A 20056-nucleotide genomic window follows, 5' to 3' on the forward strand; every position below is an offset into this window, starting at 1 on the left:
TTGCGCCGTCATACCCGCGGCCGGGCTATACTAGCGGACGCCGGACATTATCTGGGGCTTCGGCTTCGATAAGTCCATCGTCCCGCATGCGTAAAGGCCCGCGAGCCGCGGGCCGATGACGCAGTTGTTACGCCGCCTCGCCTTCTTCCTTGGCAGGGGCGAGGATCTTCACCGAACCGCCGGCCTTCTCAACCGCTTCGATCGCGGTCTTGGTGGCGCCGTGCACTTCGATGTTGAGCTTGGCCTTGAGCTCGCCGCGGCCGAGCAGCCGCAGGCCGGCCTTGGCGCGGCGCAGCACGCCGGCCTTCACCAGAGCCTCGACGTTCACGACGCTGCCGGTCTCGAGCTTCTTGGCATCGACCGCGTCCTGGAGCCGGTCGAGATTGATCTCGGCGTACTCGACGCGGAAGATGTTGTTGAAGCCGCGCTTGGGCAGACGGCGATGCATCGGCATCTGGCCGCCTTCGAAACCCTTGATGCGCACGCCCGAACGCGCGGTCTGACCCTTGCCGCCGCGGCCGGACTGCTTGCCCTTGCCCGAACCGATGCCACGGCCGACGCGCATGCGCTTCTTGCGCGAGCCGGCGTTGTCGGCGATATCGCTGAGCTTCATCGCCCTGCTCCTTTTACTTCTCGTCGACAATGCGAACGAGATGGTGAACCTTTTCGATCATGCCGCGGACGGCCGGGGTGTCCGGCAGTTCGCTGGTGCGGCCGATCTTGTTGAGCTTGAGCCCGATCAGCGTCGAACGCTGCGAGTGATGGCGGCGGATCGCGCTGCCGGTCTGCTCAAGCTTGATCGTCTTTGCGGCCTTGGCCATCGTGGTCTACTCCGAAAAGCGTTCGTTAGTCCGCAGCCGCCTCGGCATCGCCGCCGACGCGACGACCCTGAAGGGTGGACACCTTGATGTTGCGGCGCGCCGCGACCGAACGCGGGCTGTCCTGGTGCTTCAGCGCATCGAAGGTCGCGCGAACCATGTTGTACGGGTTCGACGAGCCGATCGACTTCGCCACCACGTCCTGGACGCCGAGCGTCTCGAACACGGCGCGCATCGGACCACCGGCGATGATGCCGGTACCGGCCGGAGCGGCACGCAGGTAGACACGGCCCGCGCCATGACGGCCGGCGATGTCGTGATGCAGCGTACGGCCCTCGCGCAGCGACACGCGGGTCAGGTTGCGCTTGGCGGACTCGGTGGCCTTGCGGATCGCCTCAGGCACTTCGCGCGCCTTGCCGTGACCGAAGCCGGCGCGGCCCTTCTGATCGCCGATCACGACCAGCGCTGCGAAACCGAAGCGCTTACCGCCCTTGACGACCTTCGCCACGCGATTGATGTGGACGAGCTTGTCGACGAACTCGCTGTCGCGCTCCTCGCGCTCCTTGCGCTCACGTCCGCCGCCGCGCTGATCGCGTCCACCACGCTGTTCGCGTTCTGCCATGGTTTTTCCAATCCTTCAGAGGCTTACGCCTCAATCCTCAAATTCTGTTAGAAGCTCAGCCCGCTCTCACGCGCTGCGTCGGCAAGAGCCTTGACGCGCCCGTGGTAGAGGTAGCTGCCGCGATCGAACACGACTTCCTTGACGCCCTTCTCGGCGGCGCGCTCGGCCAGCAGCTTGCCGACCGCCTTCGCCGCATCGATGTCGGCGCCGGTCTTGCCGCCGTCGCGCATCGACTTCTCGAGCGACGAGGCAGAGGCCAGCGTCTCGCCCTTCAGGTCGTCGATGACCTGGGCGTAGATGTGCTTGGACGAGCGGAACACCGACAGACGCGGACGACCACCACCGGAGCGGCGCAGCTTCAGCCGCACACTCCGCTTGCGCCGGGCATTGGTAACCTTGGCTTTGGACATGACCGGCTCCGTTACTTCTTCTTGCCTTCCTTGCGGAAGATGAATTCGCCAACATACTTCACGCCCTTGCCCTTGTAGGGCTCCGGCGGGCGATAAGAGCGGATCTCAGCGGCGACCTGGCCGACGCGCTGGATGTCGCTGCCCGTCACCGTGATCTCGGTCGGCTTCGGCACGGTGATCGTGATCCCTTCCGGGATCGCATAGACCACATCGTGGCTGTAACCGAGCGCGAGCTGCAGGTTCTTGCCCTGCATCGCGGCGCGGTAACCGACGCCGGTGATTTCGAGCTTCTTCTCGAAGCCCTTGGTGACGCCTTCGACCAGATTCGCGACCTGGGCGCGAGCCGTACCGTACAGCGCGCGCGCGCGGTTGGTCTCAGCCCGCGGCTTGACCTTGACCTGGCCGTTCTCGAGCTTCACCTCGACGTCGTCATGAACGACGAACTGAAGCTGGCCCTTCGGCCCCTTCATCTTGACGGTCTGCCCGTCGACGGTCGCGGTCACACCCGACGGCACCGCAACCGGCCTTTTGCCAACACGTGACATGGATCAAAAATCCTTCTCAGAACACCGTGAAGAGGACTTCACCGCCCACGTTCGCTTCACGCGCACTGTGGTCGGCCATGATCCCCTTCGGCGTCGACAACACCGAAATACCGAGTCCGTTATTGACCCGCGGCAGAGCCTTCACCGAGGCGTAGACACGACGCCCGGGCTTGGAGACTCGTTCGATCTCGCGGATGACGGGCTCGCCGTCGAAATACTTCAGCTCGATCTCGATCTCGCTGCGGCCCGAGGCGTGCTCGACCGTGGCGAAGCCGCGGATGTAGCCTTCGCTCTTCAGCACTTCGAGCACGTTCTCGCGCATCTTCGAGCCGGGCGTGGAGACCTTGCTCTTGGAACGCAGCTGCGCATTGCGGATGCGGGTGATCAGATCGCTGATTGGATCGTGCGTAGACATCTAAACGACCCTCCTTACCAGCTCGACTTCACGAGGCCCGGGACCATGCCCTTGGAGCCAAGGTCGCGGAGCGCGATACGGGACAGCTTGTTCTTGCGATAGTTCGAGCGCGGGCGGCCCGACAGCTCGCAACGCAGACGGATGCGGGTGGCCGACGAATTGCGCGGCATTTCCGCCAGCTTCAGGGTCGCGGCGAACCGCTCTTCCATCGGCAGCGTCTTGTCGGCGATGATCGCCTTCAACCGCTCGCGCTTCGGGGCGGCGTTCTTCACCATCCGCTTGCGCCGGTTGTTCTTCTCGACTGAACTCTTCTTTGCCATGCTTGGCTCCTGGGTATCCGCGTTTGAGAGGCTTTAGGTCAGCGTCTCACTGCCGGAACGGGAAATTGAAAGCGGTCAACAAGGCCCTCGCCTCTTCGTCGGTCTTGGCCGTGGTGCAGACGGTGATGTCCATACCGCGGGCTTCCGTGACCTTGTCGAAGTCGATCTCGGGGAAAATGATGTGCTCCTTGATGCCGAGCGAGTAGTTGCCGCGGCCGTCAAAGCTCTTCGGGTTCAGGCCGCGGAAGTCGCGGACGCGCGGCAGCGCGACCGTCACCAGGCGATCGATGAACTCGTACATGCGGGCCTTGCGCAGCGTGACCTTGCAGCCGATCGGCTGATTTTCACGCAGCTTGAAGGTCGCGATCGCGATACGCGAGTAGGTCACGATCGCCTTCTGGCCGGCGATCTGGGTCAGCTCGGCAGCGGCGGTCTCGGCCTTCTTGCGGTCGTTGACGGAATCGCCAACGCCCATGTTCAGCACGACCTTGTCCAGGCGCGGAACCTGCATCACGTTCTCATAACCGAACTTCTCGGTCATGGCCGTGCGGATCTTCGCGTCGTATTCCGCGCGCAGGCGCGGGGTGTAAGCGGCCTCAGCCATCGATCTCAGCTCCCGAGCTCTTGGCGATGCGGACCTTCTTGCCGTCCGCCAGAATCTTGAATCCGACGCGGGTCGGCTTTCCATCCTTGCCGACATACGCGATGTTGGACAGTTGGATCGGCGCCTCTTTCGAGATGATGCCGCCCTCCTGGGCCTGCGTCTGCTTCTGGTGACGCTTGACCATGTTGATGCCGCGCACGAGGGCCGTGCCGGCCTCGGGCCGCACCTCGAACACTTCGCCGCTGCGACCCTTGTCGCGGCCGGTCAGCACGACGACCTTGTCGCCCTTGCGGATCTTCGCAGCCATCACAGCACCTCCGGCGCGAGCGAAATGATCTTCATGTGGTTCTTGGCGCGCAGCTCGCGCGGCACGGGCCCGAAGATACGGGTGCCGACCGGCTCGGACTGATTGTTGATCAGAACGGCGGCGTTGCGGTCGAAGCGGATGACCGAACCGTCAGCGCGGCGGATGTCCTTGCGGACACGCACCACGACGGCCTTCATCACGTCGCCCTTCTTCACCTTGCCACGCGGAATGGCTTCCTTGATCGAGACGACAATGATGTCGCCGATCGTGGCGTAGCGGCGCTTGGAGCCTCCGAGCACCTTGATACACATGACACGGCGTGCGCCAGAATTATCGGCCACGTCGAGGTTGGTCTGCATCTGAATCATTGATGCACCTCGTCCTCTTTCTCTTTGCGCCAGCCTAGCCGGCGCTCAACATTTCCCTGAAGTCAGTCGGCCAAGGCCAACAGATCAGGCGCTTTTCTTGTGTTCGCCCCGGATCACGATCCAGCACTTCAACTTCGAAATCGGCTTCGTCTCTTCGATCCAAACCATGTCGCCCGGCTTGAACTCGTTGTTCTCGTCGTGCGCGTGGTAGTTCTTCGAACGGCGGATCGTCTTCTTGTAGATCGGATGCGTGAAGCGGCGATCGACGCGCACCACGACGGTCTTGGCAGTCTTGTCGCTGACGACCACGCCTTGCAAAGTACGTTTCGGCATATCCGTTAGCCCCTTACTTCTTCTTCGCGCGCGCTTGCGCGGCGACGGTCTTGATCCGGGCGATGTCACGACGGGCCTCGCGCAGGCGCGAGGTGTTCTCGAGCTGCCCGGTGGCACGCTGGAAGCGCAGGTTGAAGCGCTCCTTCTTCAGGTTCAGGACGGCGTCGTCCTGCTGGTCGGGGCTCATCGCGCGGATGTCTTCGATCTTCATCTGGGCCATGACCATTACTCCGCAATGCGCTCGACGAAGCGCGTCTTGATCGGCAGCTTGGCGGCCGCGAGCGTCAGCGCTTCGCGCGCCGTCTGGGTGTTGACGCCGTCGATCTCGAACAGCACCCGGCCCGGCTTGACGCGGGCGACCCACAATTCCGGCGAACCCTTGCCGGAGCCCATGCGGACTTCGGCCGGCTTCTTCGACACCGGAACGTCGGGGAACACGCGGATCCAGACGCGGCCGGCGCGCTTCATGTGGCGGGTCAGCGCGCGGCGGGCAGCCTCGATCTGACGCGCAGTGACGCGCTCAGGCTCGGTTGCCTTCAGGCCGAACTGGCCGAATGCCAACGTCGCGCCCGAAGTCGCAACGCCGTGAATCCGGCCCTTATGCGCCTTCCGGAACTTCGTTTTCTTAGGTTGCATCATGGCTTTAAGCCCTCAAATTCTCAGGTCGATCAGGCTGCAGCCGTGTCGCGGCGCCCACGGCCACCACGATCGCTGCTACCACCCGTCTCGCCTTCGGCCATTCTCTTGTCCTGGGCCATCGGATCGTGCTCGAGGATCTCACCCTTGAAGATCCAGACCTTGACGCCGCAGGTGCCGAAGGTCGTGAACGCGGTCGCAACGCCGTAGTCGATGTCGGCGCGCAGCGTGTGCAGCGGCACGCGACCTTCCCGATACCACTCCATGCGCGCGATTTCCGCACCGCCCAGACGACCCGAGCAGTTGATGCGGATGCCTTCCGCGCCGAGACGCATCGCCGACTGAACGGCGCGCTTCATGGCGCGGCGGAACGCCACGCGGCGCTCGAGCTGCTGCGCGATCGACTCGGCCACCAGCGTCGCATCGAGCTCCGGCTTGCGGATTTCGACGATGTTGATGACGACGTCGGACGAGGTGATGTCCGCGACCTTCTTGCGAAGCTTGTCGATGTCGGCGCCCTTCTTGCCGATCACCACGCCCGGACGAGCCGAGTGGATGGTGACGCGGCACTTCTTGTGCGGACGCTCGATCACGATGCGGGCGACGGCCGCCTGCTTGAGCTCCTTGTGCAGGATCTCGCGGATCTTGACGTCCTCGTGCAGCAGCTTGCCGTATTCCTGCTTACCGGCGAACCAGCGGGAATCCCAGGTCCGGTTGATGCCGAGACGCAGACCGATCGGATTGATCTTTTGACCCATCGTTTTCTCCTGCGACCCTTAAGCCGCTGCTGCTTCGGCTTCGACCTGACGAACAATGATCGTCAGCTGCGAAAATGGTTTGTAGACACGGCCCGAGCGGCCACGGCCGCGGGCGGCAAAGCGCTTCATCACGAGGCCGTTGCCGACGAAGGCCTGCGCCACGACGAGATCGTCAACGTCGAGGTCGTGGTTGTTCTCGGCATTGGCGATAGCCGATTCCAGGCACTTCTTCACGTCAACCGCGATCCGCTTGCGCGAAAACTGCAGGTCGGCGAGCGCAGCGGAAGCCTTCCGGCCGCGAATGAGCTGGGCGACCAGGTTGAGCTTCTGCGGGCTCACCCGCAGCATCCGGGCGACCGCCTTGGCCTCGTTCTCGGCGAGGCTCCGTTCGCGCTTAGGTTTGCTCATCGTTTAATCCTCAAGCCTTCTTGGCTTTCTTGTCGCCGGAGTGGCCATGGAAGGTCCGGGTCGGCGAGAACTCGCCGAACTTGTGACCGACCATTTCCTCGTTGACGGCCACCGGCACGTGCTTCTGACCGTTGTAGACGCCGAAGGTCAGGCCGACGAACTGCGGCAGGATCGTCGAGCGACGGCTCCAGATCTTGATGACGTCGTGACGGCCGGACGCGCGCGCGGCATCTGCCTTCTTGAGCAGAGAACCCTCGACGAACGGGCCTTTCCAGACTGAACGAACCATGTCCGTCGTTCCTTACTTCTTCCGCTTGTGGCGGCTTAGGAGAATGAATTTGTTGGTCGACTTGTTGCTGCGGGTCTTCTTGCCCTTGGTCGGCTTGCCCCACGGAGTAACCGGGTGACGACCGCCCGAGGTACGACCTTCACCACCGCCGTGCGGATGGTCGATCGGGTTCATCGAAACGCCGCGGTTATGCGGCTTGCGGCCCAGCCAACGGTTGCGGCCGGCCTTGCCGATCGAGGTGTTCATGTGGTCCGGGTTCGACACCGCACCGATCGTGCCGCGGCAACGGCCGTGCACCAGGCGCTGCTCACCCGAGTTCAGGCGGATGATGACGTAGTCCTGGTCGCGGCCGACCAGCTGCGCGTAGGTGCCGGCGGAACGGGCGAGCTGGCCGCCCTTCCCGATCTTGACCTCGATGTTATGGATGATCGTGCCGACCGGCATGTTGCCGAGCGGCATGACGTTGCCCGGCTTCACGTCGACGTAGTTGCCGGCAATCACGGAATCGCCGACCGCCAGACGCTGCGGCGCCAGGATATAGGCCTGGGTGCCGTCTTCGTACTTGACCAGCGCGATGAACGCGGTGCGGTTCGGATCGTATTCCAGCCGCTCGACGGTCGCCGGCGCATCCACCTTGTCGCGCTTGAAGTCGACGATGCGCAGGGTCTGCTTGTGACCGCCGCCACGGAAGCGCACGGTAATGCGACCGGTGTTGTTGCGGCCACCCGAGGAGTGCTTGCCCTCGGTGAGCGCCTTGACCGGCTTGCCCTTGTAGAGGGCTGAACGATCGACCATGACCAGCTGGCGCTGGCCCGGTGTCGTGGGATTGAATTTCTTCAGTGCCATCGTCGTGCGACCTTACAGACCGGTGGTCACGTCGATCCGATGACCCTCTTCGAGGGTCACGATCGCGCGCTTGGTGTTCGACTGCGAGCCGAGGTTGCCGCGGAAGACCTTGGTCTTGCCCTTGCGGACCAGCGTGTTGACGCTCTTGACCTTGACGTCAAACAGCTTCTCGATCGCTTCCTTGATCTGCGGCTTGGTCGCCTTCGCGGCCACCTTGAACAGAACCTTGTTGTGCTCGGACGCCAGCGTCGCCTTTTCGGTGACGACCGGAGCGACGATCACGTCGTAATGGCGAGCCTCGATGTTCTTCGTCATTTGAAGCGCGCCTCCAGCGCATCGATGGCGGCCTTGGTCAGAACGAGCTTCTGACGGCGCAGGATGTCATAGACGTTGATGCCCTGGATCGGCAGCACGTCCATGTTCGGGATGTTGCGGGCCGCAGCGGCAAAGCCGTTGTTGAGCTCGGCACCGTCGATGATCAGCGCGTTGGTCAGGCCGAGGCCCGAGAAGTGACCGAGCAGCGCCTTGGTCTTGGCGGCTTCCAGCGCGGCCTTGTCGATCACGAGCAGATCGCCGTCCTTGGCCTTGGCCGAGAGGGCGTGCTTGAGAGCGAGCGCACGGACCTTCTTGGGCAGGTCGGTGGCGTGCGAACGCACCACCGGACCGAAGGCACGACCACCGCCGCGGAACTGCGGCACGCGGGCCGAGCCGTGACGAGCACCGCCGGTGCCCTTCTGCTTGTACATCTTCTTGCCGGTGCGCCAGATTTCGGCGCGGCCCTTGGCCTTGTGGGTACCGGCCTGACGCTTGTTCAGCTGCCACTGCACGCAACGTGCAATGATGTCCTGGCGCGGCTCGAGGCCGAAAATGGCGTCGGAAAGCTGGACCGAGCCGGCTTCCTTACCTTCGAGCGTGGTGACCTTCAATTCCATCTCACGCACCCTCTTGCTGGGCCGCAGCCTCGGCTTCGCCGCCCGCAACCTTGAACTTGCCGGGCTTCGGAGCGTCCTTCGGCAGCGGCTTCTTGACGGCGTCGCGCACGCGGATCCAGCCGCCCTTGGAGCCGGGAACGGCGCCTTCGACGAGGATCAGGCCACGCTCGACGTCGAGCTGAACGACGCGGAGGTTGAGCGTGGTGATGCGATCGACACCCATGTGGCCGGGCATCTTCTTGTTCTTCCAGGTCTTGCCGGGGTCCTGACGACCACCGGTCGAACCGATCGAACGGTGCGAGATCGACACACCGTGCGTGGCGCGCAGACCGCCGAAGTTCCAGCGCTTCATACCGCCGGCGAAGCCCTTACCGACCGAGGTGCCGGTGACGTCGACGAACTGGCCGACGACGAAGTGGTCGGCGAGGATCTCGGCGCCCACGGGGATCATGGCGTCCGCGGAAACGCGGAACTCCTCGACCTGCCGCTTCGGCTCGACCTTGGCGACCGCGAACTGGCCGCGTTCTGCCTTGGGCATGTACACGGTCTTGCGGCTGCCAGAACCAAGCTGGAGCGCGACATAACCGTTCTTCTCTTCAGTGCGGTGGCCTACGACCTGGCAATTGCCGAGCTTCAGCACGGTCACGGGGATATGTTCGCCGGCCTCTGTAAAGACCCGCGTCATCCCGACCTTTTGTGCGATCACTCCGGAGCGCATCGGCGTGCTTCCTGTTCTTTCTGTCCGCTAGGTGCGAACGTGATCCAAAATCTTAGAGCTTGATCTCGACGTCGACACCGGCGGCCAGGTCGAGCTTCATCAAAGCATCGACGGTCTGCGGGGTCGGATCGACGATGTCGAGCAGACGCTTGTGAGTGCGCATCTCGAACTGTTCGCGGCTCTTCTTGTCGACGTGGGGCGAACGGTTGACGGTGAACTTTTCGATGCGGGTGGGCAGCGGAATGGGTCCGCGGACCTGCGCACCGGTGCGCTTCGCCGTGTTCACGATCTCGCGGGTCGACGTATCGAGGATACGATGGTCGAACGCTTTGAGACGGATGCGAATATTTTGGCCGTTCATTGCCGTGGTCTCTCTTCGTTGGGTGGCGAATAGCGAATAGCGAATGTCACCATTCGCTACTCGCCGGTCCCTATTCTCGTAATTACTCGATGATCGAAGCGACGACGCCGGCGCCGACGGTGCGGCCACCTTCGCGGATCGCGAAGCGGAGCTTCTCTTCCATCGCGATCGGCACGATCAGGTGCACTTCCATCGCGATGTTGTCGCCCGGCATCACCATCTCGGTACCTTCCGGCAGATGCACGACACCGGTCACGTCGGTGGTGCGGAAGTAGAACTGCGGACGGTAGTTGGTGAAGAACGGGGTGTGGCGACCGCCCTCTTCCTTGGTGAGGATGTAAGCCTCAGCCTTGAACTTGGTGTGCGGCTTGACCGAACCCGGCTTGCACAGCACCTGGCCGCGCTCGACGTCTTCGCGCTTGGTGCCGCGGAGCAGCGCACCGATGTTGTCGCCGGCCTGGCCCTGATCGAGCAGCTTGCGGAACATTTCGACGCCGGTGACGGTGGTCTTCTGGGTCGCACGGAGACCGACGATCTCGATTTCCTCGCCGACCTTGACGATGCCGCGCTCGACACGGCCGGTCACGACGGTGCCGCGGCCCGAGATCGAGAACACGTCTTCAACCGGCATCAGGAACGGCTGATCGATCGGACGCTCCGGCTGCGGGATGTAGCTGTCGACGTTCTTCATCAGCTCGATGATGGCGTCGTGGCCGAGCTTCTTGTCCGAATCTTCGAGAGCGGCGAGCGCCGAACCCTTGATGATCGGGATCTTGTCGCCCGGGAAGTCGTACTTGGAGAGCAGTTCGCGGACTTCGAGCTCGACGAGCTCGAGCAGTTCCGGATCGTCGACCATGTCGCACTTGTTGAGGAACACGACGAGCGCGGGAACGCCGACCTGGCGGGCGAGCAGGATGTGCTCGCGGGTCTGCGGCATCGGGCCGTCAGCAGCCGACACGACCAGGATTGCACCGTCCATCTGGGCGGCGCCGGTGATCATGTTCTTCACGTAGTCGGCGTGGCCGGGGCAGTCGACGTGGGCGTAGTGGCGGTTCGGCGTCTCGTACTCGACGTGCGCGGTCGAGATGGTGATGCCGCGCGCCTTCTCTTCCGGCGCCTTGTCGATCTGGTCGTACGCGGTGAACGTCGCACCGCCGGCTTCGGCGAGAACCTTGGTGATCGCCGCGGTCAGCGACGTCTTGCCATGGTCGACGTGACCGATGGTACCGATGTTGCAGTGCGGCTTGTTACGTTCAAACTTAGCTTTGGCCATTTGACTCTCCGTTCAATCGTCAGTTCGTGACCGACGACAATCAGGCAAACTTCTTCTGGACTTCTGCCGACACGTTAGCCGGCGCTTCTGCGTAGTGGTCGAACTGCATGGTGAAGGTCGCGCGCCCCTGGCTCATCGAGCGCAGGTTGTTCACGTAACCGAACATGTTCATGAGCGGCACCATCGCGTTGATGACGTTGGCGTTGCCGCGCATGTCCTGCCCCTGGATCTGACCGCGCCGGGAATTCAGGTCGCCGATGACCGAGCCGGTGTAGTCTTCCGGGGTCACCACTTCGACCTTCATGATCGGCTCGAGCAGGACGGACTTGCCCTTCTGCAGCGCTTCGCGGAAAGCCGCGCGCGATGCGATTTCGAAGGCGAGCGCCGACGAGTCGACGTCGTGATACTTGCCGTCGACGAGCTGAACCTTGACGTCGACCACGGGGAAGCCCGCGACCACGCCAGAGCTCATCACGCTGTTGAGGCCCTTTTCCACGCCGGGGATGTATTCCTTCGGAACCGCACCGCCGACGATCTTGGACTCGAACTCGTAGCCCTTGCCGGGTTCGTTCGGCTCGACCACGATCGACACTTCCGCGAACTGACCGGTACCGCCGGTCTGCTTCTTGTGGGTGTACTTGACCTCGGCCTTCTTGGTGACGCGCTCACGGAACGCAACCTGCGGCGCGCCGATGTTGGCATCGACCTTGTAGGTGCGGCGGAGGATGTCGACTTTGATGTCGAGATGGAGTTCGCCCATGCCCTTGAGGATGGTCTGGCCGGACTCCTGGTCGGTCGAGACGCGGAAGGACGGATCCTCCGCAGCGAGCTTCGCCAGCGCCACGCCCAGCTTTTCCTGGTCGGCCTTGGACTTCGGCTCGATCGCGATCTCGATGACCGGCTCGGGGAATTCCATCTTTTCCAGGATCACCTGCTTGTCGGGATCGCACAGCGTGTCACCGGTGCGCGCTTCCTTCAGGCCGGCCAGCGCGACGATGTCGCCGGCATAGGCTTCCTTGATGTCTTCGCGGTTGTTCGCATGCATCAGCAGCATGCGCCCGATGCGCTCCTTCTTCTCGCGGGTCGAGTTCACGACGCCGGTGCCGCTCTGCAAAATACCGGAGTAGATGCGGCAGAAGGTGATGGTGCCGACGAACGGATCGTCCATGATCTTGAACGCGAGCAGCGCGAGCGGCTCCTTGTCGTCCGCCTTGCGCACGACTTCGTTGCCGGAATCATCGGTGCCCTTGATCGCGGGCACGTCGATCGGCGACGGCAGATAATCGACGACGGCGTCGAGCAGCGGCTGCACGCCCTTGTTCTTGAAGGCCGAGCCGCACAGCACGGGATAGAACGCGCCGGTCAGCACCGCCTTGCGGATCAGCCGCTTCAGCGTCTCTTCGTCCGGCTCCTTGCCGTCGAGATAGGCAGCCATGGCGTCGTCGTCGAGCTCGACGGCGGCTTCCACCATCTTCTCGCGATATTCCTTGGCCTGCTCGACCAGATCTTCCGGGATGTCGACATAGTCGAACTTCGCGCCGAGCGATTCATCGTTCCAGATGATGCCCTGCATCTTCACGAGGTCGACGAGACCCTTGAAGTTGTTCTCGGCACCGATCGGAAGCTGGATCGCGATCGGCTTGGCGCCGAGGCGGTCGACGATGTCGGCCAGGCACTTGAAGAAGTCGGCGCCGGTCTTGTCCATCTTGTTGGCGAAGACGATGCGCGGAACCTTGTACTTGTCGCCCTGGCGCCAGACGGTCTCGGTCTGGGGCTCAACGCCCTGGTTCGAGTCGAGCACGCAGACGGCGCCGTCGAGCACGCGCAGCGAACGCTCGACTTCGATGGTGAAGTCGACGTGGCCGGGGGTGTCGATGATGTTCAGGCGCTTGCCGGCCCAGAAGGCGGTGGTCGCAGCCGAGGTGATCGTGATGCCACGCTCCTGCTCCTGCTCCATCCAGTCCATCGTCGCGGCACCTTCGTGCACTTCGCCGATCTTGTGGCTCTTGCCGGTGTAATAGAGGATGCGCTCGGTGGTCGTGGTCTTGCCGGCATCGATATGCGCCATGATACCGAAATTGCGGTAGTTCTCTATGGCATGAACGCGAGGCATGGGCTGTTCCTTAGATTCCGTGTGTCGCCGTTACCAGCGATAGTGCGAGAAGGCGCGGTTGGCTTCGGCCATCCGGTGCACATCTTCACGCTTCTTGACGGCGTTGCCGCGGTTGTTCGACGCGTCCAGGAGCTCGGCCGAAAGCCGCTCGGTCATCGTCTTCTCGTTGCGCTCGCGCGCAGCCGAGATCAGCCAGCGGATGCCCAGCGCCTGACGGCGCACCGAGCGAACCTCGACCGGAACCTGGTAGGTCGCGCCACCGACGCGGCGGGAGCGCACTTCGATCGTCGGCATGACGTTCTCGAGTGCCTGCTCGAACACGCCGAGCGGGTTCTGCTTGGTCTTGCTTTCGATGAGACCGAACGCACCGTAGACGATGCCTTCGGCGACCGACTTCTTGCCGGCGTACATCACCGAGTTCATGAACTTCGTGACGATGATGTTCCCGAACTTCGGATCGGGAAGAACTTCGCGCTTTTCCGCTGAGTGGCGACGAGACATTGAGCTGGTTCCCGCTTACTTCGGACGCTTTGCGCCGTACTTCGAACGACGCTGCTTACGGTTCTTGACGCCCTGGGTATCCAGAACGCCGCGGAGGATGTGATAGCGCACGCCGGGCAAGTCCTTGACGCGACCGCCGCGGATCATGACCACCGAGTGCTCCTGAAGGTTATGGCCCTCACCCGGGATGTAGCCGATCACCTCGAACCCGTTGGTCAGGCGCACCTTGGCGACCTTACGAAGCGCCGAGTTCGGCTTCTTCGGGGTCGTGGTGTAGACGCGGGTGCAAACACCACGCTTCTGCGGCGACTGCTGCAGCGCCGGCACCTTCTTGCGCGACTTCTGCACTTCACGCGGTTGAGCGATCAGCTGGTTGATCGTCGGCATCCTGGCCTTACCCTTCGTTATCGCGGTCCCTCGCGGGTCCGCTGTCTTGCCGCGGCCCGTTCCCGGGACCGCAAATTCTTGTCGCACTACCCGTTCGACGGGGCCCACCTCGCACGGAACAATCCGCACAAAGCGAAATCGCGCCAACCGCTCATTGCTGAGTGGAAAGCGCTTCGACGCCACAGAGGACCGCAGTATTGAGGCCGATCAGCGTAAAGCCGCGGCCCGCGCACTGAGGTCATGCATCCGAATTCGGTCTCAGGAGAACATGCTCGAGAGGCCTAAAATCGCACTGGCATTGCCTAGCTATTATCGACAGCGTTTGAGCGGCATTCGTCGAGGTTGGTGCCCGCTTTAGCGACCCCTGGGGATCAACGGGTGGCCCGTTCCGACGTTGGCAATGCTCACCGCCTGTCGTTAAGTGAGGCGCTTTCTATAAGTGAGAATCGCTCAAGTCAAGGCGAAACGACAGTCCGAAAGCGCTTCTCGCGCCTTTCGAAATCGCCTGCCTGGCCCCCTCACCGCGCCTCCCGAATATGGGAACGAAGCCCCGGTTCCGCCAGCCCCAACCGCATTTATATCCGGGAGAAATATACTTTTATAACCCGCGCTAAGGCTTTTTTTCCTCTTGATGCGTCAATCTGCCCTCTCCGGCAGAGACAGACGCCATGCGGTACACGGATATTGCCATCATTGGCGGGGGACTTGCCGGTTCGACTGCCGCCGCGATGCTCGGGCGTGCCGGCATTTCGGCGGTGCTGATCGACCCGCACGAGACCTATCCGGCCGATTTTCGCGTCGAAAAGCTGAGCGGTCATGGCCAGGTCGAGCGATTCCAGCGGACCGGAATCGCCGACTCAGTGCTGCGCCGGGCGACCTTCTCCAGTGAGAACTGGATCGCGCGGTTCGGGCATCTCCTCGACAAGGCGCCGAGCCGGCAGTTCAACATCCTCTACGATTCCCTGGTCAACGCGATCCGCGACGAGATTCCGGAAACCGTCGAGCGAATCTGGACCAAGGCGGTGTCGGTCGAGACCAGCCCGGAGCGCTCGCGAATCGCGCTCGACAATGACGAGATGATCTCGGCCCGCCTTGTCGTGCTCGCCAACGGCCTGAATGTCGGCCTGCGCCACCAGCTCGGCATCACGCGAAATATCGTCAGCGCCTGCCATTCGATCTCGATCGGGTTCGACGTCGCGCCGGCCGGACGGCATTCGTTCGACTTCCCGGCGCTGACCTATTTCTCGGAGCGGCCGAGCGACCGCATCCCCTACATCACGCTGTTTCCGATCGGCACGCGGATGCGCGCCAATCTGTTCGTGTATCGCGGCTTCGACGATCCCTGGCTGCGCGAGCTGCGCCGCGCGCCGGCCGCGACGCTGGACGCTGCCCTGCCGCGGCTCAAGCACATCACCGGCGCCTTCGACATTTTGGGCGAGCTGAAGATCCGTCCGGTCGATCTCTATGTGAATGACGCCACCCACCAGAGCGGCGTGGTGCTGGTGGGCGATGCCTTCGCGACCTCCTGCCCGGTCGCGGGCACCGGCTGCGACAAGGTGTTCACCGACGTCGAACGGCTCTGCAACGTCCACATCCCGCAATGGCTGGCGTCCGACGGGATGGATGCGGACAAGATCGCCGCCTTCTACGCCGATCCGGTCAAGCGGGCCTGCGACGAATGGTCGGCGGCAAAAGCCTTCGACTTCCGCTCGGTGTCGATTGCGACGAGCCCCTACTGGACCGCGCAGCGCTGGGCGCGCTTCATGGCGTGGTCAGCCCAAGGATTGTTGCGGCGATTGGGAGGCGTGGTCCACCTGGAGCCGAACTTCCTCGGTCACTCCTCCTCGTCGTCCTCGTCCTCATCATCCTCGTCGAGGTCGTCCTCATCCTCGTCGTCTTCGTCATCATCGTTGTCGTCGTCGGCCTGAGCGGCCGCGCCGTGCGGCTGATGGATCTGGTCGTTCCATAGCTTGCGATAGGTGCCGTTCTTGGCGAGCAGCTCGGCATGAGAGCCGCGCTCGATCGCCCTGCCCCCTGAAATCACGATGATCTCGTCCATCTCGACCACCGAAGTCAGGCGGTGGGTCGACCAGATCATGGTGCGGCCCTTGGCGACCTTTAGCAACGTGCGGTTGATCGCGGCCTCCGTGGTCTGGTCGAGTGCCGAGGTGGCTTCGTCGAGCAGCAGCACGGAAGGATTGCGGATGATGGCGCGCGCGATCGCGATGCGCTGGCGCTGGCCGCCCGAGAGCGTGTCGCCGCGCTCGCCGACCGGGGTGTCGTAACGCTGCGGCAGGCCCATGATGTAGCGGTGGATCTCGGCCTTCTTGGCGGCCTCCTCCACCTCCTCGTCGGTCGCGCCTTCCTTGCCGAGCCGGATGTTCTCGCGGATCGACATGTTGAACAGCATGTTCTCCTGGAACACCACGGCCATGCTCCGGCGCAGCGAATCCAGCGTCACCTTGCGCACGTCGACACCGTCGATCGAGACGCGGCCCTCATCCGGGACGTAGAGCCGCAGGATCAGGTTGAGCAGCGTGCTCTTGCCTGAGCCGGAGGGGCCGACGATGGCGATGCTCTTGCCGACGTTGAGCTTGAGGCTGAGATTGTCCAGCACCGGCGTCTGGCCGCCATCGTACTGGAACGTGACGTGGTCGAAGGTGATGTCGTGGGTGATGCGCGGCAGGTCGGGCGCGCCGGGACGATCGGCGCCGCGCGTGGGCTCGTCCAGCAACTCCTGGATGTGGCGGATGGCGGCGGCCGAGGAGATCGACACCGGGATGAAATGCATCACGTGGGCGATGTTGTAGGAGACCTCCCAGAACGCGCTCTCGAAGGTGACGAAGGTGCCGATGGTGATCTGGCCCTTGGTCGCCAGATAGGCGCCGATCGCGAGCACGACGAGGTGCAGCAGCAGCACCGAGATGGTGACCGTCCGCTCCACCATGGTCGACAGGAACGCAGCCGCGGCGATCCTGTTGCGGGTCTCGTCGTTGCGGAAATTGAAGAAGCCGAACATCCTGCGTTGCAGGCTGAACGCCTTGATCACGGCCTGCGCCGCCACGTTCTCCTGCACCATGCCGAGCAGCGCGCTTTCGTTGAGCTTCTGCTCGTAATTGGCCTGCACCGCCTTCGGCGTCAGGATGCGCGGGCCGATCAGGGTGATCGGGAACACCAGCAGCGCGACCACCGCGAGCTGCCAGTTCAGGAACAGCATCAGGATGATGCCGGCGATCAGCTCCAGGAACGGCAGCGCGGCGCTGTTGGCAAAGGTCTTGACCGAGCCTTCGAAGGCCGAGAGATCGACCGAGAAGCGCGACAGGATCTCGCCGCGCTTGGTGCGGCCGAAATAGGCCGCCGGCAGGTCCTGGACGTGCTCGAACAGGCGCTTGCGGACGTCGGAGATGATGCAGGCGGCAAGCCGCGCGTCCCAGCGCTCGTACCAGACCGCGACGATCGAGGTGAAGATGCCGGCGGCCGCGAGCACGCCGAGGATCTTGTACAGCGCCTGGAAATCCTCCTCGCCGAGCGCGTCGTCGATCAGGTACTTCAGGCTGAGCGGCATGATGACGTTGAACAGCGTCTCGACCAGAACGCCGAACGCCACATAGCCCAGGATGCGCTTGTAGTTGGACAGGAACGGCTTGACGAAGCCCAGGATGGTCGCGAGCGCGCCGGCGGCTTCGCGGGCGGTAAAGACGACGAGCTCCTCGTCATCATCGTCGTCGAGCTCAAGCTCGTCGTCGTCCTCGTCTTTGTCTTCCTCGTCGTCTTCCAGCTCCGGCTTGTGATCCGCGGCGAGCTTGTCCTCGAGCTCGGCCGCCTCGTGCGAGGCGAGCGTCTGTTTGTCGGGAGAAAGAGGCTTGGACGCCATGAAACCAACCGATGCTGACGGCCGGCCTGACCGCAGAGAAACCAGAGAAATAGCGGAACGCCGCTACTGCCATCGATTCTATGCGATCAGGATGAATTCGGCAAAACAATTGGCGAATTCATCCGCCTTGTGAGGCTAGTCGTCGTCTTCGTCCTCGACCTTGTCGAAGAAGGAATAACGCAAGCTATCGGCGTCGGCATACCACTGGCCCGGGCCCTTGTTGGCGGCGAGCGTCGCCGCCCAGAGCGCATCGGTGCAATCCTTGCGGTGCATCGACAGATCAAAGCCGTTGCCGAAGAACAGTTCGGACCATTCCCACCAGGTGCCGAGCTTCTTGACCCCGCGCAGCAGATCGTAGCGGTCGATCACGGCTGAGGCCATGTCCGAGGTGATCGAGCCGAACACGAGGCCGGTCTTGACCACGCGGTTCAACTCGCGGATCGCGCGGACCACCTGCTTCGGGGCAACGTGGCAGAGGCTGGTCTCGAACACGTAGTCGAACGCGCCGTCCTTGAACGGCATGTCCAGGATCGATCCCAGCTTGTTGTACTTCTTCAGCGCCTTTGGCGTCCTGGCGTGGATGGCGCGGTTGTTCTCGATGCCCCAGGCATCGATGCCGCGATCGCGCAGCGCACCGACCAGCTCGCCGCTGGCCGAGCCCGCGACCAGGAGTTTCGCGCCCTTCGCCTTCCCCCAGACGATGCCGATCAGCCTGGCAAGGTAGTCGGGATCGGTGAACTGCCGCCACGCTTCGCTGTAAGGCCCGACGCCGCGATAGTTCTCGAAATAGTCGCGGTCGATCTTGTCCGAAACCGGCTTGCCGTCCTGGGCGTGCTCGCGGCGCAGCCGCATCATCTCGGTCAGGATGATATCGGTCGCCGCGTCCGACGAATCGAGCAGGCCGTTCAGCGTGGAGTCGAACAGGTAATCGCCGACCACGACGATGCCGGGATGTTCCTTCGGTTCGGGCCGGTGATTGGTCATGACGTCGCGCACGGGCAGACCGCCCGGTATCGCGTTCACCGACGACAGCCAGCGGTGGATCTTGCCTTCCATGAAATGCGCACGGGCATCGCCGAGCGAAGCCGGCAGCGATTTCAGCGCGGCATCGATCAGCTCCTGGTCCGACAGATTGGCGAACGCCAGCGCATCGGAACCGGGAATCAGCCAGTTCAGGACGCCGTGCTTGCCGACGTCATGGCGCGCGCCCTCATTGTAGACGCAGCAGCCGCCGAACGCTTCCGACATGAACCAGGCGCCGGGAATCTTCTCTCCCCAGAACGGGGAATCAAACAGGATCGAGACGCGCAGATAATGCGCGGGACGGTCGAAATAAGAGACGTGCTTGACCATCGACTTGCGCAGCTGCTCGCCTTCCCAGCCGACGGTGGAGAGCCAGGAATGCGGCAGGCAAACCAGCACGAGATCGAAGTCGCGCGTCTCCGGTCCCTTCCCGTTCATCATCTTGAGCTGATAGCGGCCGGTCGGCGCCTTGCCGACGGTGAGCACGCGGTGATTGAGCTGGATGTCGGCGTTGACCTCCGACTGCAGGCATTCGATCAGCTGCTCGTTGCCGTTCTGGATGGAATAGAGGCCGATATAGCCGTCGACATCCATCAGATAGTTCTTGAGCGCGTTGAGGCCGTTGGTGTTGTGGCTCTCGGTCGCGATATCGGAGCGCGCCATCACCTTGAAGAAGCGCTTTGCGATTTCGTCCTTGACCTCCTCGTCGAGCACCTGCTCGGCGGTCTTGTAGGCCCAGGGGTTCTCGTTGTCGTGCGCGCCGACGCCCTCGTAATATTCGATCGGCGACATCTCGTCGGCGCAGCGCTTGCGGAACTGTTCGATCGCAGCCGCAGTCTTGGCGCCGTATCTGCGCCGCATGCCGGCGACGTCGTCGAGCAGCTCGCCGCCGAACTGCACCTGCTCGGCGTCCATCGGAATGGTCTGCAGGCCGAAATGCTGGATCAGCTCGCGCAGCGGATCGGGACCCGTCATCGAGTAGTCGTAGATCTCCGCAACGCCCGCCTCGTACATCGCCGGCGCGGAATCGAATTTGCGCGTGACGATCTTGCCGCCGAGGCGGTCGGAGGCTTCATAGATGGTGATGCGGCAGAGGTCGCCGAGCTTGCGCTTCAGGTACCAGGCGCTCATCAGCCCGCCGGGGCCGCCGCCTACGATTGCGAGATCAAGCATGTCAGTTCCGTGGTCTCCGGCC

Annotated in this window: 28 protein-coding genes; 1 reads left to right on the forward strand and 27 read right to left on the reverse strand. The window is 63.2% G+C overall.

Annotated features, from left to right (window positions below; genetic code table 11):
* Window positions 1-127: 127 nt before the first annotated feature.
* The 25 genes from rplO to rpsL form a co-directional block, all read right to left on the reverse strand.
* Window positions 128-613 (reverse strand): 50S ribosomal protein L15, encoded by a 486-nt coding sequence (gene rplO, locus NLM31_RS26690; RefSeq protein WP_254194192.1) that lies wholly within the window; start codon window positions 611-613, stop codon window positions 128-130.
* Window positions 614-626: 13 nt separating this feature from the next.
* Complete coding sequence (gene rpmD, locus NLM31_RS26695; RefSeq protein WP_011088137.1) at window positions 627-821, reverse strand: 50S ribosomal protein L30; 195 nt, start codon at window positions 819-821, stop codon at window positions 627-629.
* 25 nt (window positions 822-846) lie between these two features.
* Window positions 847-1440, reverse strand: coding sequence for a 30S ribosomal protein S5 (gene rpsE, locus NLM31_RS26700; RefSeq protein WP_194482266.1), 594 nt, complete (start codon window positions 1438-1440; stop codon window positions 847-849).
* A gap of 47 nt (window positions 1441-1487) precedes the next feature.
* Window positions 1488-1850, reverse strand: coding sequence for a 50S ribosomal protein L18 (gene rplR / locus NLM31_RS26705; protein WP_007603036.1), 363 nt, complete (start codon window positions 1848-1850; stop codon window positions 1488-1490).
* Between the two features lie 11 nt (window positions 1851-1861).
* On the reverse strand, window positions 1862-2395 hold the full coding sequence (gene rplF, locus NLM31_RS26710; protein ID WP_254132181.1) for a 50S ribosomal protein L6: 534 nt from the start codon (window positions 2393-2395) through the stop codon (window positions 1862-1864).
* A gap of 16 nt (window positions 2396-2411) precedes the next feature.
* Window positions 2412-2810 carry a 30S ribosomal protein S8 gene (gene rpsH, locus NLM31_RS26715; protein WP_254132182.1) on the reverse strand — a complete coding sequence of 133 codons (399 nt, stop codon included), beginning with the start codon at window positions 2808-2810 and terminating at the stop codon, window positions 2412-2414.
* 14 nt (window positions 2811-2824) lie between these two features.
* Entirely contained in the window at window positions 2825-3130 is a 306-nt protein-coding gene (gene rpsN / locus NLM31_RS26720) for a 30S ribosomal protein S14 (RefSeq protein WP_057745473.1), read from the reverse strand.
* A gap of 46 nt (window positions 3131-3176) precedes the next feature.
* Window positions 3177-3734 carry a 50S ribosomal protein L5 gene (rplE, locus tag NLM31_RS26725; RefSeq protein WP_011088141.1) on the reverse strand — a complete coding sequence of 186 codons (558 nt, stop codon included), beginning with the start codon at window positions 3732-3734 and terminating at the stop codon, window positions 3177-3179.
* Window positions 3727-4041: a 50S ribosomal protein L24 gene (gene rplX / locus NLM31_RS26730; RefSeq protein WP_212235942.1), complete on the reverse strand. Its 315-nt coding sequence runs from the start codon at window positions 4039-4041 to the stop codon at window positions 3727-3729. The genes rplE and rplX overlap by 8 nt, the downstream gene beginning before the upstream one ends.
* A complete protein-coding gene (rplN, locus tag NLM31_RS26735; protein WP_007603030.1) occupies window positions 4041-4409 on the reverse strand; it encodes a 50S ribosomal protein L14 in 369 nt (122 codons plus the stop codon). The genes rplX and rplN overlap by 1 nt, the downstream gene beginning before the upstream one ends.
* A gap of 84 nt (window positions 4410-4493) precedes the next feature.
* Window positions 4494-4742 (reverse strand): 30S ribosomal protein S17, encoded by a 249-nt coding sequence (gene rpsQ / locus NLM31_RS26740; RefSeq protein ID WP_057745481.1) that lies wholly within the window; start codon window positions 4740-4742, stop codon window positions 4494-4496.
* 13 nt (window positions 4743-4755) lie between these two features.
* Window positions 4756-4962 carry a 50S ribosomal protein L29 gene (gene rpmC / locus NLM31_RS26745; RefSeq protein WP_027535297.1) on the reverse strand — a complete coding sequence of 69 codons (207 nt, stop codon included), beginning with the start codon at window positions 4960-4962 and terminating at the stop codon, window positions 4756-4758.
* Between the two features lie 5 nt (window positions 4963-4967).
* Complete coding sequence (rplP, locus tag NLM31_RS26750; RefSeq protein WP_027535296.1) at window positions 4968-5381, reverse strand: 50S ribosomal protein L16; 414 nt, start codon at window positions 5379-5381, stop codon at window positions 4968-4970.
* A gap of 29 nt (window positions 5382-5410) precedes the next feature.
* Window positions 5411-6136 (reverse strand): 30S ribosomal protein S3, encoded by a 726-nt coding sequence (gene rpsC / locus NLM31_RS26755; protein WP_254132183.1) that lies wholly within the window; start codon window positions 6134-6136, stop codon window positions 5411-5413.
* An 18-nt stretch (window positions 6137-6154) separates the two neighbouring features.
* A complete protein-coding gene (gene rplV / locus NLM31_RS26760) occupies window positions 6155-6544 on the reverse strand; it encodes a 50S ribosomal protein L22 (protein ID WP_057745488.1) in 390 nt (129 codons plus the stop codon).
* A gap of 10 nt (window positions 6545-6554) precedes the next feature.
* Window positions 6555-6833 (reverse strand): 30S ribosomal protein S19, encoded by a 279-nt coding sequence (gene rpsS / locus NLM31_RS26765; RefSeq protein ID WP_008136357.1) that lies wholly within the window; start codon window positions 6831-6833, stop codon window positions 6555-6557.
* A 12-nt stretch (window positions 6834-6845) separates the two neighbouring features.
* Window positions 6846-7679: a 50S ribosomal protein L2 gene (rplB, locus tag NLM31_RS26770; RefSeq protein ID WP_254132184.1), complete on the reverse strand. Its 834-nt coding sequence runs from the start codon at window positions 7677-7679 to the stop codon at window positions 6846-6848.
* 12 nt (window positions 7680-7691) lie between these two features.
* Window positions 7692-7994 (reverse strand): 50S ribosomal protein L23, encoded by a 303-nt coding sequence (locus NLM31_RS26775; protein ID WP_027535292.1) that lies wholly within the window; start codon window positions 7992-7994, stop codon window positions 7692-7694.
* On the reverse strand, window positions 7991-8611 hold the full coding sequence (gene rplD / locus NLM31_RS26780; RefSeq protein WP_011088150.1) for a 50S ribosomal protein L4: 621 nt from the start codon (window positions 8609-8611) through the stop codon (window positions 7991-7993). The genes NLM31_RS26775 and rplD overlap by 4 nt, the downstream gene beginning before the upstream one ends.
* Window position 8612: 1 nt before the next feature.
* The gene (gene rplC / locus NLM31_RS26785) at window positions 8613-9329 is read right to left on the reverse strand and encodes a 50S ribosomal protein L3 (RefSeq protein ID WP_254132185.1); all 717 of its coding nucleotides are present in this window, start codon (window positions 9327-9329) and stop codon (window positions 8613-8615) included.
* Between the two features lie 52 nt (window positions 9330-9381).
* Window positions 9382-9690, reverse strand: coding sequence for a 30S ribosomal protein S10 (rpsJ, locus tag NLM31_RS26790; RefSeq protein ID WP_002712302.1), 309 nt, complete (start codon window positions 9688-9690; stop codon window positions 9382-9384).
* Between the two features lie 82 nt (window positions 9691-9772).
* Window positions 9773-10963, reverse strand: a complete 1191-nt coding sequence (tuf, locus tag NLM31_RS26795; protein WP_212301602.1) for an elongation factor Tu — start codon at window positions 10961-10963, stop codon at window positions 9773-9775.
* Window positions 10964-11003: 40 nt separating this feature from the next.
* Window positions 11004-13076, reverse strand: coding sequence for an elongation factor G (fusA, locus tag NLM31_RS26800; protein WP_254132186.1), 2073 nt, complete (start codon window positions 13074-13076; stop codon window positions 11004-11006).
* 30 nt (window positions 13077-13106) lie between these two features.
* Window positions 13107-13577 carry a 30S ribosomal protein S7 gene (gene rpsG, locus NLM31_RS26805; protein WP_148750332.1) on the reverse strand — a complete coding sequence of 157 codons (471 nt, stop codon included), beginning with the start codon at window positions 13575-13577 and terminating at the stop codon, window positions 13107-13109.
* Between the two features lie 15 nt (window positions 13578-13592).
* Complete coding sequence (gene rpsL, locus NLM31_RS26810) at window positions 13593-13964, reverse strand: 30S ribosomal protein S12 (protein ID WP_007603006.1); 372 nt, start codon at window positions 13962-13964, stop codon at window positions 13593-13595.
* A 668-nt stretch (window positions 13965-14632) separates the two neighbouring features.
* Here rpsL and NLM31_RS26815 point away from each other — a divergent pair.
* A complete protein-coding gene (locus NLM31_RS26815) occupies window positions 14633-15892 on the forward strand; it encodes an NAD(P)/FAD-dependent oxidoreductase (RefSeq protein ID WP_254194193.1) in 1260 nt (419 codons plus the stop codon).
* Here the strand turns inward: NLM31_RS26815 and NLM31_RS26820 are convergent.
* Both NLM31_RS26820 and NLM31_RS26825 read right to left on the reverse strand, forming a co-directional pair.
* The gene (locus tag NLM31_RS26820; RefSeq protein ID WP_254194194.1) at window positions 15799-17838 is read right to left on the reverse strand and encodes an ABC transporter ATP-binding protein; all 2040 of its coding nucleotides are present in this window, start codon (window positions 17836-17838) and stop codon (window positions 15799-15801) included. The two genes, NLM31_RS26815 and NLM31_RS26820, sit on opposite strands and share 94 nt — an antisense overlap.
* Window positions 17839-17973: 135 nt before the next feature.
* Window positions 17974-20034, reverse strand: coding sequence for an FAD-dependent oxidoreductase (locus tag NLM31_RS26825; protein ID WP_254194195.1), 2061 nt, complete (start codon window positions 20032-20034; stop codon window positions 17974-17976).
* Window positions 20035-20056: the final 22 nt, after the last annotated feature.

This window comes from Bradyrhizobium sp. CCGUVB4N, from assembly GCF_024199945.1.
GTDB lineage: Bacteria > Pseudomonadota > Alphaproteobacteria > Rhizobiales > Xanthobacteraceae > Bradyrhizobium.